Annotated in this window: 12 protein-coding genes and 1 other annotated feature (1 of these 13 running past the window's edge); all 12 genes read left to right on the top strand. The window is 47.2% G+C overall.

Annotation, left to right across the window (positions count from 1 at the left end; all coding sequences use genetic code 11):
• The first annotated feature begins 152 nt into the window (after window positions 1-152).
• Window positions 153-809: a ribosome biogenesis GTP-binding protein YihA/YsxC gene (yihA, locus tag V6669_RS24100; RefSeq protein WP_124117707.1), complete on the top strand. Its 657-nt coding sequence runs from the start codon at window positions 153-155 to the stop codon at window positions 807-809.
• A gap of 267 nt (window positions 810-1,076) precedes the next feature.
• Window positions 1,077-1,664 (top strand): hypothetical protein, encoded by a 588-nt coding sequence (locus V6669_RS24095; RefSeq protein WP_036605891.1) that lies wholly within the window; start codon window positions 1,077-1,079, stop codon window positions 1,662-1,664.
• A gap of 334 nt (window positions 1,665-1,998) precedes the next feature.
• The gene (gene speD, locus V6669_RS24090; protein ID WP_338588370.1) at window positions 1,999-2,400 is read left to right on the top strand and encodes an adenosylmethionine decarboxylase; all 402 of its coding nucleotides are present in this window, start codon (window positions 1,999-2,001) and stop codon (window positions 2,398-2,400) included.
• Between the two features lie 342 nt (window positions 2,401-2,742).
• A complete protein-coding gene (gene hemA / locus V6669_RS24085; protein WP_133387117.1) occupies window positions 2,743-4,128 on the top strand; it encodes a glutamyl-tRNA reductase in 1,386 nt (461 codons plus the stop codon).
• A gap of 53 nt (window positions 4,129-4,181) precedes the next feature.
• Complete coding sequence (gene ccsA, locus V6669_RS24080; RefSeq protein ID WP_338595030.1) at window positions 4,182-4,970, top strand: cytochrome c biogenesis protein CcsA; 789 nt, start codon at window positions 4,182-4,184, stop codon at window positions 4,968-4,970.
• A 5-nt stretch (window positions 4,971-4,975) separates the two neighbouring features.
• The gene (locus V6669_RS24075) at window positions 4,976-5,626 is read left to right on the top strand and encodes a bifunctional precorrin-2 dehydrogenase/sirohydrochlorin ferrochelatase (protein WP_338588369.1); all 651 of its coding nucleotides are present in this window, start codon (window positions 4,976-4,978) and stop codon (window positions 5,624-5,626) included.
• 2 nt (window positions 5,627-5,628) lie between these two features.
• A complete protein-coding gene (gene hemC, locus V6669_RS24070) occupies window positions 5,629-6,585 on the top strand; it encodes a hydroxymethylbilane synthase (RefSeq protein ID WP_091037577.1) in 957 nt (318 codons plus the stop codon).
• Between the two features lie 4 nt (window positions 6,586-6,589).
• Window positions 6,590-8,152 carry a uroporphyrinogen-III C-methyltransferase gene (cobA, locus tag V6669_RS24065; RefSeq protein WP_338588368.1) on the top strand — a complete coding sequence of 521 codons (1,563 nt, stop codon included), beginning with the start codon at window positions 6,590-6,592 and terminating at the stop codon, window positions 8,150-8,152.
• 223 nt (window positions 8,153-8,375) lie between these two features.
• On the top strand, window positions 8,376-9,377 hold the full coding sequence (gene hemB, locus V6669_RS24060; protein ID WP_017692601.1) for a porphobilinogen synthase: 1,002 nt from the start codon (window positions 8,376-8,378) through the stop codon (window positions 9,375-9,377).
• A gap of 26 nt (window positions 9,378-9,403) precedes the next feature.
• Window positions 9,404-10,708 (top strand): glutamate-1-semialdehyde 2,1-aminomutase, encoded by a 1,305-nt coding sequence (hemL, locus tag V6669_RS24055; protein ID WP_338588367.1) that lies wholly within the window; start codon window positions 9,404-9,406, stop codon window positions 10,706-10,708.
• Window positions 10,705-11,604: an RluA family pseudouridine synthase gene (locus V6669_RS24050; RefSeq protein WP_338588366.1), complete on the top strand. Its 900-nt coding sequence runs from the start codon at window positions 10,705-10,707 to the stop codon at window positions 11,602-11,604. Before hemL ends, V6669_RS24050 begins: the two co-directional genes overlap by 4 nt.
• 375 nt (window positions 11,605-11,979) lie before the next feature.
• Window positions 11,980-13,563, top strand: coding sequence for a LysM peptidoglycan-binding domain-containing protein (locus V6669_RS24045; protein WP_338588365.1), 1,584 nt, complete (start codon window positions 11,980-11,982; stop codon window positions 13,561-13,563).
• Window positions 13,564-13,718: 155 nt separating this feature from the next.
• Window positions 13,719-13,742, top strand: a binding site (T-box leader); it runs 258 nt beyond the window's last position.

Raw genomic sequence — 13,742 nt, 5'->3', positions numbered from 1 at the left:
CGTATCCGAAAGGTTCGTATGAAGAGTAGACCGTTCTGCGGAGGCTTCGGCGTCCGCTGGAACGGTTTTTTTGGTATGATAGAACAATCCATGGCATAATACCTTCAACAGGTGATGCATAGCACAGGCGTTCAAGAGAGGAAAGATACAATATGAAAGTAAATCAATCTGAATTTATTATCAGTGCCGTTCGGCCTGAACAATACCCCGAGGACGGTCTGCCAGAGATTGCTTTGGCGGGACGCTCCAATGTGGGAAAATCTTCATTGATCAACCGTTTGATCAATCGTAAAAATCTGGCTCGGACAAGCTCAACACCGGGTAAGACACAGCAACTTAACTATTATAAAATTAATCAGGATCTCTACTTCGTCGATTTCCCGGGATATGGCTACGCTAAAGTTTCCAAGGAGCAACGCTTTGCCTGGGGCAAAATGATGGAGAAATACTTGCTCGGACGCGAAGAGTTGAAACTGGTTATGCAGATGGTGGATATGAGACATGAGCCATCCAAGGATGACAAGATGATGAATGAATGGCTTCGTCATAACGGATTGCCTTTGGTTGTCGTTGCAACCAAGATGGACAAGATTCCAAAAACACGCAGAGCCAAACATATCAAAGTCATTAAAGAATCACTGGGTCTTCGTTCAGGGGATTTGTTTGTGCCGTTTTCATCCGAAGAGGGATTGGGGAAAGAAGAGTTATGGGACATCATTACCCGCCATGCCCGCATAGATAAGTATGCACCAGTGCTGGAAGCAGAGGGTGCTTCTGATGAGGAAGAAACCAACGAAATTAACGGATAACCGAGATAGTATACCGTTTTAGTGCAGGAAAGTGAGCATGCTAAGTGAATCTTTGATGAGATCCAGATTAATCCGGTTTTTTATGGGATTTCGTGAGAATTCATCATCTGGGTCTGGAGAAAAATAGCGTTAGGGTAGTGTATAATGAGCATAGGTGCATATTGCCAACAGTACCAAAAATACCGGCCTTGCCGGCCTGAAGAATTTTGAGATGACTGCTACATGTGCAGGAAGACAAAACAATCGGGAAAGAATTGAGGGATTTGTATGGCTCAGCGGTTAGCCACAGAGTATGTTAAGGCCACTATGAAATTGTCAGAACCCCAGATGCATCAGTTTTTGCGCATGACAGAAGACGGCAGGCTTCATCATCGGGTTAAGGTGTTGGACAATGGTTGTCAGGAGGTTGTGCTGGGGGATGTAAGTGGAGAAGAAGTGCATTTCCCTTTTGACCGCATAGAAGGGTTTTATATCTGTGAGTTATCTTGCCGCCTGGTGAATCTGCATTTGACCAACGTTGTGCGGAAGCTCTTTGTGACTTTCAAAGGTGACGGGGTCGTTCATCGGATATATAAAGGGTTCACCATGACGTATGTTTATGCTCAAGGCACTGTCCGTAAAATTGTGGAGAAAACCGGGGAGAACACCCGAGTGATCTATGAATACAAAAATACGTTGCTTGAATTGCAACATCTATTCCAGGCCAGAGATGTAGAACGCGAAATCAACCGTGTGTATGCCGAGATCGATTCACTGCTGGACACTAGAAAAGATGCGACTGCTGATCAGCTCCATCAGATTGATGAGACCCTTGCTCGACATCAAAAACGGTTGTTTGAGCTTGAAGCCTATTAACTTAAAATTGTATGTTTATAAACGTATATGAATGTAATGAATTCCCTTGTATCTTCCGGGCAGTGGCACTCGCCAATGTGGAGGTTTCAGGGGAATTTTTAATGTGAGATGGAATATTCCGAATTGAAAATATTTATTTTACAATCTTCTGGAAAAGGGTTGATTTCACTCTGATTCAATGTTATTTTTAATCTCGTTGAAAACAATATAGGAACCAGGATTCACTCAGGACATTATATGTTGCGAGAGATTTTTCCCTCGGGAAGTGAATGACGTAGGTCCTAGCGGATGAAATTTTTCAAACATTTTATTCCTAGGAAGGGGGAACCGAAGGATGGAATATTCAACTTTCGGAAGACACGTTGCTGTTGATACTTGGGGTGTCGACTTTAATCTACTGAACAATGCAGAGTATCTGGAATCCCAAATGGTTGAAGCAGCGGAGGCATGTGGCGCGACAGTGATGTCCGTGCAGTCCAAGCAGTTTGATCCACAGGGAGCGACCGTACTTGTACTATTGTCTGAGAGCCATCTCTCCATTCATACGTATCCTGAGAGAGGTTTTGCTGCGATTGATTGTTACACTTGTGGGGAGACTGTAGATCCACAGCTTGCTATTGACTACCTGGTATCCGTATTAAAGCCTGAAAAAACGTATGCAAAGAAGTTGGTACGTGGTTTGGGCGAATTGCAAGTTGAAACACCAGACATGAACAACCAGACTGAACGTGTTTAAATAAAAAGTATATTGCATACACAATGTTCACATATCGGGATGGACACATAACCTCCCAAACTCTAATAGTCATGGAATAATTCCATGGCTATTTGTTTTAATATGCGTATCGTTATGAATATTCATAATCGACACTTTTTAACGCATAACGGTGAACTTTGGTGAGACACTACAATAAATGACAGTGCATATGATGATGAACATGGTGATTTCATAAACATTTCATAAAAATGACCCGGTCACGGCTATGATGTGTGATATAATTAACCATGTCAATCATAAATGGATAGACATATGCAGTAAGCACTTTGATTGGAAATTTATTAGGCAGGTGAACTTGCAATGCACATCGTTGTCGTTGGTTTGAATTATCGCACGGCGCCTGTAGAGGTTAGGGAACGATTCACATTTGCAGAAAAGGACTTGTCTGAAGCGCTGCAGCAGCTCAAGCTGACCAAGAGTGTATTGGAAGGTGTAATCGTAGCCACATGTAACCGTACCGAGTTGTATGTTGTGGTGGACCGTCTTCACATGTGTGGTTATTTTATTCGAACATTCATGGAACAATGGTTTAATGTACCACGGGAAGAATTTACGCAACACTTATATATATATGAAGATGATCAAGCCATGCGCCATTTGTTCCGCGTCATCTGCGGACTAGATTCCATGGTCATTGGTGAGACTCAGATTCTTGGACAGGTGAAACAGGCTTTTCTTAAAGCGCAGGAAGAGAAATCAACAGGTACATGGTTCAATAAGTTATTTAAGCAGGCAGTTACATTGGGCAAACGGGCACATTCGGAGACTTCCATTGGGGAAAGCGCCGTATCTGTCAGTTATGCTGCTGTTGAACTCGGTAAGAGGATTTTTGGCATGTTCACAGACAAGAAGGTGCTCATTCTGGGTGCCGGCAAGATGAGTGAACTAACCGTGAAACATCTCTATGCCAACGGGGCATCCGAGGTCATCGTGGCGAATCGTACGCTTGCAAGAGCAGAAGAATTGGCAGCCAAGTTCCGGGGTACACCTTGTACGATGGAACAGGCATTAGATCGACTTAATGAAGTTGATATTGTGATTAGTTCCACTGGAGCTGAACGTTATGTCATGGATGCAGCAGTGGTACGGGAGAGCATGAAGCGTCGTCAATCTCGTCCATTGTTCCTGATTGATATTGCGGTTCCACGCGATATTGATCCGGCGATTGGTGAATTATCCAACGTATTTCTCTATGACATTGATGATCTGGAAGGAATCGTGGAGAGCAACCTGGAGATGCGTAAGGTGGAAGCTGCCAAGATTGAGAGAATGATCGAGCTTGAGATGGAGGATTATTACCATTGGCTCAAAACGTTGGGTGTTCGTCCCGTTATTCGCGCTTTGCAGGAAAAAGGTGTCTCCATTCATGAAGAAACGATGGATAGCCTGTTTAATAAACTGCCTGAGCTCGATGAACATCAACGTAAAGTCATTCGTCGTTTGACCAAGAGTATTGTGAACCAAATGACGACAGATCCGATTAATCGGATTAAGGAAATGGCAGGCACGAAGCAAGGTGATGAAGCTCTGCGCATGTTTACTCAGATTTTCGCTCTGGAAGATGCAGTAGAGGTGGCCGCTGAAAAAGTGAGTCAGAGTGATGCCACAGCTCTGGCGAAACCAGCTGCTCACCTTAACGAAAACCGGCAAGACCCCGTGCCGGCTTATGCTCCGGCAGGCGTATAAGGCGGGTGGGCAGCTTGACCCTTGCTGAACAAGTCTATGAAGCTCTAATCTATATGTATGCCCTGAGCCTACTGTTCTATTTCTCGGACTGCATTCGACGCAATGCGGGGGCGAAGCGGACAGGCACAGGGTTTCTTGTCGTTGTTTGGGGATTGCAGGTAACACATGTCATATTGCGCATGTGGACTGAAGGCCATTTCCCCATCTATACTACCTTTGATTTTTTGTTTATATTTTCATTCAGTATTGTGCTGATGTCTCTTGTCATGACTCGCATCCAGCGTTCTGAATTTGTGATATTGTTGCTAAATGTTGTAGGTTTTTCCGTTACGGTATTAAACCGACTGTGGTTTACGGCCGGAGAGATATCACTGCATAACTGGCAAACGGTACATGGATTACTCATTATGCATATTACCTTGGCGAATCTTGGTTTTGCGGCGTTAACCGTTGCTACGGTATTTGCCATGTTATATCTGTTCCTGCACCGTAAGTTGAAGAAAAAAAAGTGGAATGATACGATGCGACGGCTGCCAAGCCTGGAAGTGATCGGCAAATACATGGATGGTGCTAATTTCATAGGTACACCGCTCCTTGGCGTTTCTGTGATGCTTGCCGTATTATCCATTGTGGCGGAAAGACGCTGGATTCTACTCTTGGATCTCAAAGTTATTGCGACAGGTCTTGCTATAGCCATCTATGTGGGGTACTTCGTATCCAAGAGAAGGAAACAGTTCTCTACAATTATCATGGCAAGATGGACACTGATTGGGTACGGATTTGTCATTATCAGTTTTTTATCCAATGCGTATTCAGCGTTTCATCGTTGGACGGGAGAGTGAAGGGGATGGACCGTTACACGCCGATATTTGTGAATACTTCAGGCAAGAAGTGCTGCGTGGTTGGTGGTGGACGTGTTGCCGAACGTAAAATTAAGGGATTACTGCATGCCGAGGCACAGATTACGGTCATTAGTCCGGAGCTTACTCCCGTATTAAAACAACTGCATCATGAATCCCGAATTCAATGGATAGACCGGTCCTACCGCAATGGAGATTTGCGGGGGGCCTTTCTCGTATATGCAGCGACTGACCATTCAGAGGTCAATTCAACTGTGGTTCGGGATGCTGAGGCTGCGGGCATATTGGTGAATAACGCAATGTCTTCGGAGCACAGCAGCTTTATTACGCCAAGCGTGGTAAGGCGTGGGAGATTAAGCATAGCAATATCCACAGCAGGAGCGGGACCGGCAGCAGCTGCGGAGATACGTGCCACACTCGAACGACAATTCGGTGATGAGTATGAGACGTACCTTGAGTTTTTGCACCAGATGAGGACCGAGGTGAAGTCACGCGTATCATCTTCAAGTCTCAGAAGTGCGTTGCTTCGGCAATTAACTGAAATGCACATATTAGAAGATATTCGTACAGGCCATTTTCGGTGGTGGACCGAAGAAGAAATCGGGGACTGGATATCCCGTAATCAGGAGGAAGTGTAGATATGCGTACAATTAAAGTTGGAAGTAGACAGAGCGCGCTTGCGCTAACCCAAACAGGCCATGTCATTCAGGATTTACGTGATATTTGTGAGCGGGAAGGATTAGCTTTTGACTTTGAAGTACATAAGATTGTTACCAAGGGAGATCTCATTCTGGATGTAACGTTGTCAAAAGTCGGAGGCAAAGGTTTGTTTGTCAAAGAGATTGAACAGGCGATGCTTGATCGTACGATTGATATGGCTGTGCATAGCATGAAAGATATGCCCTCCGAGTTACCCGAAGGATTAATCAATGGTGCTATTCCCCGTCGTGCAGATCCACGGGATGCGCTGATCTCCAATGGTGGACTTACTCTGGATCAACTGCCAGAAGGAGCTAGAGTCGGAACAAGCAGTCTGCGCCGGTCGAGTCAACTAAAGGCCTATCGTCCGGATTTGCAATTGGAATCGATTCGCGGCAATATTGATTCCCGTCTGCGGAAACTGGAGACCGAAGGATTCGATGCGATTATTCTGGCAGCTGCAGGATTGTACCGTATGGGCTGGGAAGACCGGATCACAGAGTACCTGACGGAAACAGCTTGCCTTCCGGCAGTGGGTCAAGGCGCGCTTGGTATCGAATGTCGTGAAGACGATGAGGAACTGTTGCACTTGCTGCAGCTGTATAACGATCCGGAGACAGCATTTCCTGTACAGGCGGAACGCCGTTTTCTCAGTGTATTGAATGGGGGCTGTCAGGTTCCGATTGGTGCTCATGCGGTATGGCTGCCTCAGGAAGATGCGGATTCCCTGAATGGTGAAAACACGTTACAATTAACAGGTATGGTCGGCACACCGGATGGTGGACTGATTCTTAAGGAAGCTCTGATCGGCAAAGACCCGGTTCGTCTGGGTGAAGAAGTGGCTTGGAGATTGATTGAACGGGGAGCAGAGCAGATACTGGCAGAAGTTAGGGGATGAAGACATGGTGGGAAAGGTCTTTTTGGTAGGGGCAGGTCCTGGGGATGCAAAGCTGATTACGGTAAAAGGGTGGGAATCCATCGGTAAAGCCGATGCTGTAGTCTATGATCGTTTGGCAAGTCCGAGATTGTTGAAACAAATGAAACCCGGCGCAGTCAAGATTTACGTGGGCAAGCGCCCGGATCGGCATACGATGAAACAGGAAGAGATCAATCAACTGTTGGTTGATCTGGCTCTTGAAGGCAAGGTTGTGGTTCGGCTTAAGGGTGGGGATCCAACGATCTTTGGACGCGTGGGCGAAGAGGCAGGTTTGCTGTACAAAAACGGGATTCCGTTTGAGATTGTGCCTGGGGTAACCGCTGCGATAAGTGTACCTGCGTATGCCGGAATTCCTGTGACTCACCGTGACTATGCATCTTCCATCTCTATTATTACGGGGCACGAGAGTCCGGACAAGCTTGATCGCAGTATCCATTGGGATAAAGTGACGAATGCAACGGGTACACTGGTATTTATGATGGGGGTTGCCAAAATTGGATATATCAGCGAACAATTGATTCGTCATGGTCGTCCAGCGCAAACACCGGTAGCTCTGATTCGTTGGGGAACACGAGCGGAACAGGATACCCTTACAGGTACCCTTGAAGATATAGAAGCAAAAGTGATTGCGGCCAATTTCCAACCACCAGCTGTTATTGTGGTAGGAGATGTCGTAAATCAACGGGAACAATTGAAATGGGCAGAAGCGCTGCCACTGTTTGGCAAACGAATTCTGGTGACCCGTGCTCGCAGTCAGGCGAGTGAACTGGTGAATCGCATTGAGGAACTCGGCGGGGAACCGTATGAGTTTCCGGTCATTGAGACGGTCATGCCGTCTACTGAATCTGCGCAGCAAAGTGTCAAAGACGCCTTCAGTGCTTTAAATACCTATGACTGGGTGTTTTTCACAAGTGTGAACGGCGTGGAGTTTTTCTTCCGCCATCTGGAACAGGAAGGCAAGGATATTCGCTCGATTCATCAAGCGAGAATTGCTGCCGTAGGACCTTCCACAGCGGATGCTTTGCGCAAACATGGCATCGTTGCAGAGGTTGTCAAAGGTCCTTTCCAGGCCGAAGGCATGCTTGAGGCTTTTGAAAGTGAATTGAAGGAAGGTCAGAAAGTACTGCTTCCGCACGGGGATCTGGCACGTACATGGTTACGTGATCAGTTGAGAGAACGAGGACTTCAGGTCACCGAAGCCATCACCTACGATACGATCCTCGCTGGTGAGGATGATGATGAACTGATTAAGCTACTCGAAGAAGGTGGAATTCATGCGGTGACCTTTACAAGTTCATCGACGGTTACCAACTTCATGAGTATGTTGAAACGTATGGGGTTGCAAGATCCTCTGCCTTTATTGAAAGATGTGGAGGTTGCGTGTATCGGACCTGTTACAGCAAAGACGGCAGAAGCCGCTGGACTAAAGGTTACACTGATGGCAGAGGAAGCAACGATGGATAGCTTGATCACCGTGCTATGCGACTGGAAACGGACAGGCACCAAAGAAGGCGCTCTTCGAAATTAATACACATGGGAATCAATTTCATAATACCTTTAGCTGCTTCAATCAAGGCTAAATATAGATCAAAACGGTTCAATTTGTCTATATTTAGTTACGAAATCCATTTTTAGCGAGTTATGAAATTGATCCATGTAATCATGTCAATATATGAAGCGTGCTGAATTCGATAGGATACCAGCGCGCTTCCCTTTTTGCTCTATTTAACTTTCAGGGAGGTTTTACACGTATGAGTTTTCCAATTGTACGGCATCGCCGTTTACGCCAATCCACAGGTATTCGCAATATGGTCAGAGAAACCCATTTAACCGTGGACGACTTTATTCAACCGATTTATGTTACGTATGGAGAAAATGTAAAATCTGAAATCAAATCCATGCCTGGGGTATTCCGCTTCTCGCTGGATCGTCTTCAGGAAGAAGTAACAGAAATTGCCGAGCTGGGAATTCCAGCGGTGTTATTGTTTGGTATTCCGGAGACTAAGGATAGTGTTGGTTCATCTGGCTTTGCTGAAGATGGCATTGTGCAGGAAGCGACAAGATTGATCAAATCCTGGTACCCAGAACTGCTGGTTGTTGCAGATACTTGTCTATGCGAATTCACGGATCATGGTCACTGCGGTATGGTACACACCGTGGAGATTGACGGTCACATCTGCGGAGATGTGTTAAATGACGAATCCCTTGATCTGCTCGTGCAAACGGCAGTGTCCCAAGCCAAAGCAGGAGCGGACATTATTGCACCATCCAACATGATGGATGGATTTGTACAGGCGATCCGTGCCGGGCTGGACGAAAATGGATTCAGTCATATTCCGATCATGTCCTACTCTGTAAAATACGCGTCGGCATTCTATGGTCCATTCCGTGAAGCTGCGGATTCCACACCCCAATTCGGAGACCGCAAATCGTATCAGATGGACCCGGCCAATGCACGTGAAGCTTTGCGGGAAGCCGAAACGGATGTGCTGGAAGGAGCGGACATGTTGATGGTAAAACCATCCCTTTCCTATCTGGATGTTATGCGCACCATCAAGGATCAATTTGATCTTCCGCTTGTTGCCTATAATGTAAGTGGCGAGTATGCCATGGTGAAGGCGGCGGCGATTCAAGGCTGGATCGATGAGAAAAAAGTCGCCATGGAAATCCTGCTCAGCATGAAACGCGCAGGTGCAGATATGATCATTACCTACTACGGAAAAGACGCTTCACGCTGGTTGGCTGAGAAATAAAATAAATTACATGAAGGAGGATATTCATGACTGCACAACAAGGTAATCGTCGCAATGATGAGCGCTCACGCAGCGCGTTTGAGGAAGCGAAGCAGTACATACCCGGGGGGGTGAACAGCCCTGTGCGCGCATTCAAATCGGTGGGACTTACTCCGATCTATGCAGAACGCGGCGAAGGGTCCAAAATCTACGATATTGATGGCAATGTTTTTATTGACTATGTGGGATCGTGGGGTCCACTCATCATGGGACATGCACACCCTGACGTTGTTGAGGCTTTGCGTGAGACAGCCCTTAAAGGAACAAGCTTTGGTGCACCTACCTTGCTGGAGACCGAAATGGCAAAACTGGTCTGTGAGCGTGTACCTTCTATCGATATCGTGCGGATGGTTAATTCCGGTACGGAAGCAACCATGAGTGCCATTCGACTGGCACGCGGGGTAACCGGACGCAGTAAAATTCTGAAGTTTGAAGGATCATATCATGGACATGCGGACAGCTTGCTGATCAAGGCGGGTTCAGGTGTTGCAACACTGGGTCTACCGGATAGTCCAGGTGTACCTGAAGGTGTAGCTGTGAATACAATTACGGTACCTTATAACGATCTGGAGTCCGTGAAGCTTGCTTTTGAACGTTATGGTGAAGAACTGGCCGCTGTTATTGTGGAACCTGTGGCGGGTAACATGGGGGTTGTACCTCCGGCTTCCGGATTCCTTGAAGGCTTGCGCAGTTTGACAACGCAATATGGCAGCCTGCTTATTTTTGACGAAGTCATGACTGGTTTCCGCGTAGGATTGAACTGTGCTCAGGGACGGTATGGGGTTACACCTGACCTGACTTGTCTGGGTAAAGTGATCGGTGGCGGACTCCCGGTTGGTGCTTATGGTGGTCGCCGGGATCTGATGGAACAGATTGCCCCTACGGGACCGATCTATCAGGCGGGTACACTTAGCGGGAACCCGCTGGCTATGGCAGCAGGATATACGACGCTCAAATTGTTAACACCAGAGGTCTATGACCGTCTGGAGACACTGTCTGCACGTTTGCAAGCCGGATTCGAGAAAAATGCAGCTGAGACGGGTATTGCAATAACCATTAACCGTGTGGGTTCCATGGTTTGTCCATTCTTTAGTGCCGTTCCAGTAACCAATTATGATATTGCCAAAGAAAGCAATCTGGATCAATTCCGTCATTATTTTGCGGCCATGATTGATCAAGGTGTGAGTGTTGCGCCTTCGCAATACGAAGGCATGTTTGTCTCTGGTGTGCACACAGAGCAGGATATTGACGATACGATCGAGGCGAATCGTAAAGCTCTTCAATCGCTATGACTATTAAAAGTTGGAAACGCCGCGGGGAATGGCTTGAGCTGATGCCAGGGAAAGCCGTAACAGGCAGTTCGGACAAACCGATGGCTGCAGAGCAATGGCTATTGTCTGAACTTCAGTTTCCGGAGAAACTGCTCCGTCAGCTGAAAGCAAACCGAGGAATACAACTTGCAGGGGACCGGCTTCGGCTGGCCCTTTTTGCGTCCCAGCCAATCGATGTTGAGCCACGCTGGGCTGATGTGGATGTGTTGTATGAGGATGATTTCTGTCTGGTTATGCACAAACCGGCAGGCATGAAACTGCATCCGGATGGAAGCCGTGCTGATCAGGCCATCACGCTGGATCATGTGGTTGCCTCTTATTATGAAATGAACGGAATACAGGCGAGCGTACGCCATGTTCATCGACTGGATGAGGATACAACCGGACCTGTCCTGTATGCCAAAAATGCTTTTGCCCTCGCCAAACTGGATGAAGCGATGCGTCGCAAAGAAATTGGCCGCCATTATGTAGCCATTGCAGGTGGACAAATCCCCCTTGAACTCCACAAAATTGATGCTCCGATTGGCAAGGATAGGCATCATAAACAGCGTAGACGTGTCTCCGAAGGTGGACAGGAAGCTGTTACTCATGTGGAGATCGCCGAAGTATGGGAACGAGCAACCCTTGTACGATTAAAGTTGGATACAGGACGAACACACCAAATTCGTGTACACCTAAGTTACGCGGGACACCCGCTTATTGGTGATGCGTTGTATGGAGGTAGAGCGGATGCCATTGGTCGGCAGGCGCTTCATGGAGAGGTGCTGAAGTTTAGCCACCCGTTAACTGGAGCCATGATTGAAGTGAATGATCCTTGGCCATCCGATTTCACACAATTGGCAGAGCGAGAGAGTTAATTTATTAATACACTATTTAAGTTTGACTAACTATTTACACGAAAACGGAAAGGACAGAAATAACGTGAAGAAGCGGAGCGTTCGCCTAAAAGCTTTCTGAAAGAAAGCTGCTTCGGAAGCATAAGCTATCCCTAGATTTTCCCTTTGAAGAAGGGAATCAAAAAAATCTGGGGAACACAGTGATCGGAAGGTTATTCTGTCATCGAAGTGGCTAGGTGCTACATTCTCTATTTCGCTTTATATAACAAGGTTTTTCAAAAGGTGGCATGCTCATCTCATTCAAGGCATATAGATGGGGTAACGAAGGATTTGGACCATGGATCAGTCCCATGAGAAGGATCATGGTGAACATATGCCGAAAGGAGGACGCCACCTTTGTTGAATCAACCTTATGGTTTGCGGTTCGATATTTATGAGCGCGTTCATTTGTCTGAGGGAGTCCCTGCGATTGAGGAATTGGAGGAGATTGAACTATACCCGCGCATTCAAGTCATAGGGCAGGATGATCATGCCACATTAAGAGGACATCTTTTACTTACAGGTGCGTACAGAGGAGAAAATGAGGTTTCAGAGGAGCTCAAACATTTCATTCCCGTGGAGATCACAGTGCCGCTGAACCGGGTCAGATCGATTGAGGATATTTCCATCGAGATCGAAAATTTTGACGTGGATCTGTTATCCAATCGCAGTCTGAACATTACAGGCGTGTTGTCGTTGCGAGGCATCGAGGGCTTTCCTGTTGAAGAGCCACAAGTGTGGTCAGCAGATGAGTTTACAGTTGTTCATTCACCTGATGCTCAGCAATCCAACCGTTCCGATGAAGCAGCACAGACAGGCAGCGACCCCAACACATTTGCACAAGAGTACCTGCTCCAGCGGAGTGAGGAAGAGAGACTTGCGAATGCAGCAGAACTTGCATATGGTGCTCCGGAATTCGCTGACCTGTCCACAAGGGAAGAGACATTAAGAAATAGCGAAGAATGGCAGCAAGAATATGCGGATTCGTCATCGGCCGAGCCACTTCAATCTGAGGAGCAAAGCGCGGAGTACGCTAACGAAAACAGACAACCTGATGCAAACGAAGATCCCGCATCTCTGACAGCGAATGGAGATGAATTGGCATCTCATGAGCAATACAGCGAACCTTCTCCGATCTCGTCATTTATGGCTGAGACCGCAGATCGATTAGCTTCTTACCCTGAGTCGGAACCATTGCTGCCTCTGGAAGAAGAGTCTTCGGCGTGGTCCGAGCCTTCCGTGGATGCATTGCCTGCGAACCCGAGAGGTGGAGATCAAGCAGTCTCAGAGCCTGCAGCTCAATCATCTAATGAGTTGGCAGCACCGGATGTACCGGACGAACCAGAGGTATGGCACTTCGAATCAGCGAGATCTGTACCTCAGCAGGAGAATCAGGCTGTTGCCGATGTCCCGGTCGAATCACAGGCGGAGAACTGGCAAGGTGTATTTGCTTCGTCCGAACCAGACAATGCTGAGGAAGACCGACCGTCTTTTGAAGCGACTGGGGTAGACGAGTTCGTGCAGAACGAAGCATTTGTTCCTGAACCTGTGGCTGAGACGGAAGACAAGCCGGAGCTGAAGGTTGCTTTTGGCAGCAAAAAGGAATCCGCACCACGGCAAGAAGAGGGCGTAGGTATCTCTTCCTTGTTATCCTCGGGCAGAGCGGCACGCGATGCTGAAGTGGAGCGAGGCGATGAAGTTCCTGCGGGTGTGGTACAGGAAGAAACGTATCCAGCTGATGATGTGGAATGGAAGAACCTGTTCCTGGGAACGATCGTGGACCAGACCCCATTCCGCAAGGTGAAACTGTGCATCGTTCAGCGAGAAGATACACTGGATGCCATTGCAGATCGATATCAATTGAGCACGAGGGAACTTCAGTTGTATAACCGATTATCTGAGCAGGTTGTGGAAGAAGGTCAGATATTGTACATCCCTTAATCCGTAGTTAAAGCCTTCGTTACGACCCGTGATCCCCTTGAGGATTGCGGGTTTTTGCATGATTCGTCCTAAACCTGCATTCCAGCGCTCTTTATCCGCTGTTGTCAGGTTGACTATCGCGCACGAGCAAGGTATGATGTGTGTAGGTTTTTTGAAGAACAACGTGGAACGGGAGTAGT

The sequence above is a fragment of the Paenibacillus sp. Y5S-9 genome (assembly GCF_036894235.1).
In the GTDB taxonomy this organism is placed as follows: Bacteria; Bacillota; Bacilli; order Paenibacillales; family Paenibacillaceae; genus Paenibacillus.
The sequence above is the reverse complement of the archived record's forward strand: the minus strand, read 5'-3'. Positions and strand labels throughout refer to the sequence as shown.

Excerpts from the sequence above, each read along its gene's own strand:
- V6669_RS24095 (WP_036605891.1), top strand. The coding sequence starts at position 1,077 with ATGGCTCAGCGGTTAGCCACAGAGTATGTTAAGGCCACTATGAAATTG.
- hemB (WP_017692601.1), top strand. The coding sequence starts at position 8,376 with ATGAGTTTTCCAATTGTACGGCATCGCCGTTTACGCCAATCCACAGGT.
- V6669_RS24050 (WP_338588366.1), top strand. The coding sequence starts at position 10,705 with ATGACTATTAAAAGTTGGAAACGCCGCGGGGAATGGCTTGAGCTGATG.
- speD (WP_338588370.1), top strand. The coding sequence starts at position 1,999 with ATGGAATATTCAACTTTCGGAAGACACGTTGCTGTTGATACTTGGGGT.
- ccsA (WP_338595030.1), top strand. The coding sequence starts at position 4,182 with ATGTATGCCCTGAGCCTACTGTTCTATTTCTCGGACTGCATTCGACGC.
- V6669_RS24075 (WP_338588369.1), top strand. The coding sequence starts at position 4,976 with ATGGACCGTTACACGCCGATATTTGTGAATACTTCAGGCAAGAAGTGC.
- hemL (WP_338588367.1), top strand. The coding sequence starts at position 9,404 with ATGACTGCACAACAAGGTAATCGTCGCAATGATGAGCGCTCACGCAGC.
- cobA (WP_338588368.1), top strand. The coding sequence starts at position 6,590 with ATGGTGGGAAAGGTCTTTTTGGTAGGGGCAGGTCCTGGGGATGCAAAG.
- hemA (WP_133387117.1), top strand. The coding sequence starts at position 2,743 with ATGCACATCGTTGTCGTTGGTTTGAATTATCGCACGGCGCCTGTAGAG.
- yihA (WP_124117707.1), top strand. The coding sequence starts at position 153 with ATGAAAGTAAATCAATCTGAATTTATTATCAGTGCCGTTCGGCCTGAA.
- hemC (WP_091037577.1), top strand. The coding sequence starts at position 5,629 with ATGCGTACAATTAAAGTTGGAAGTAGACAGAGCGCGCTTGCGCTAACC.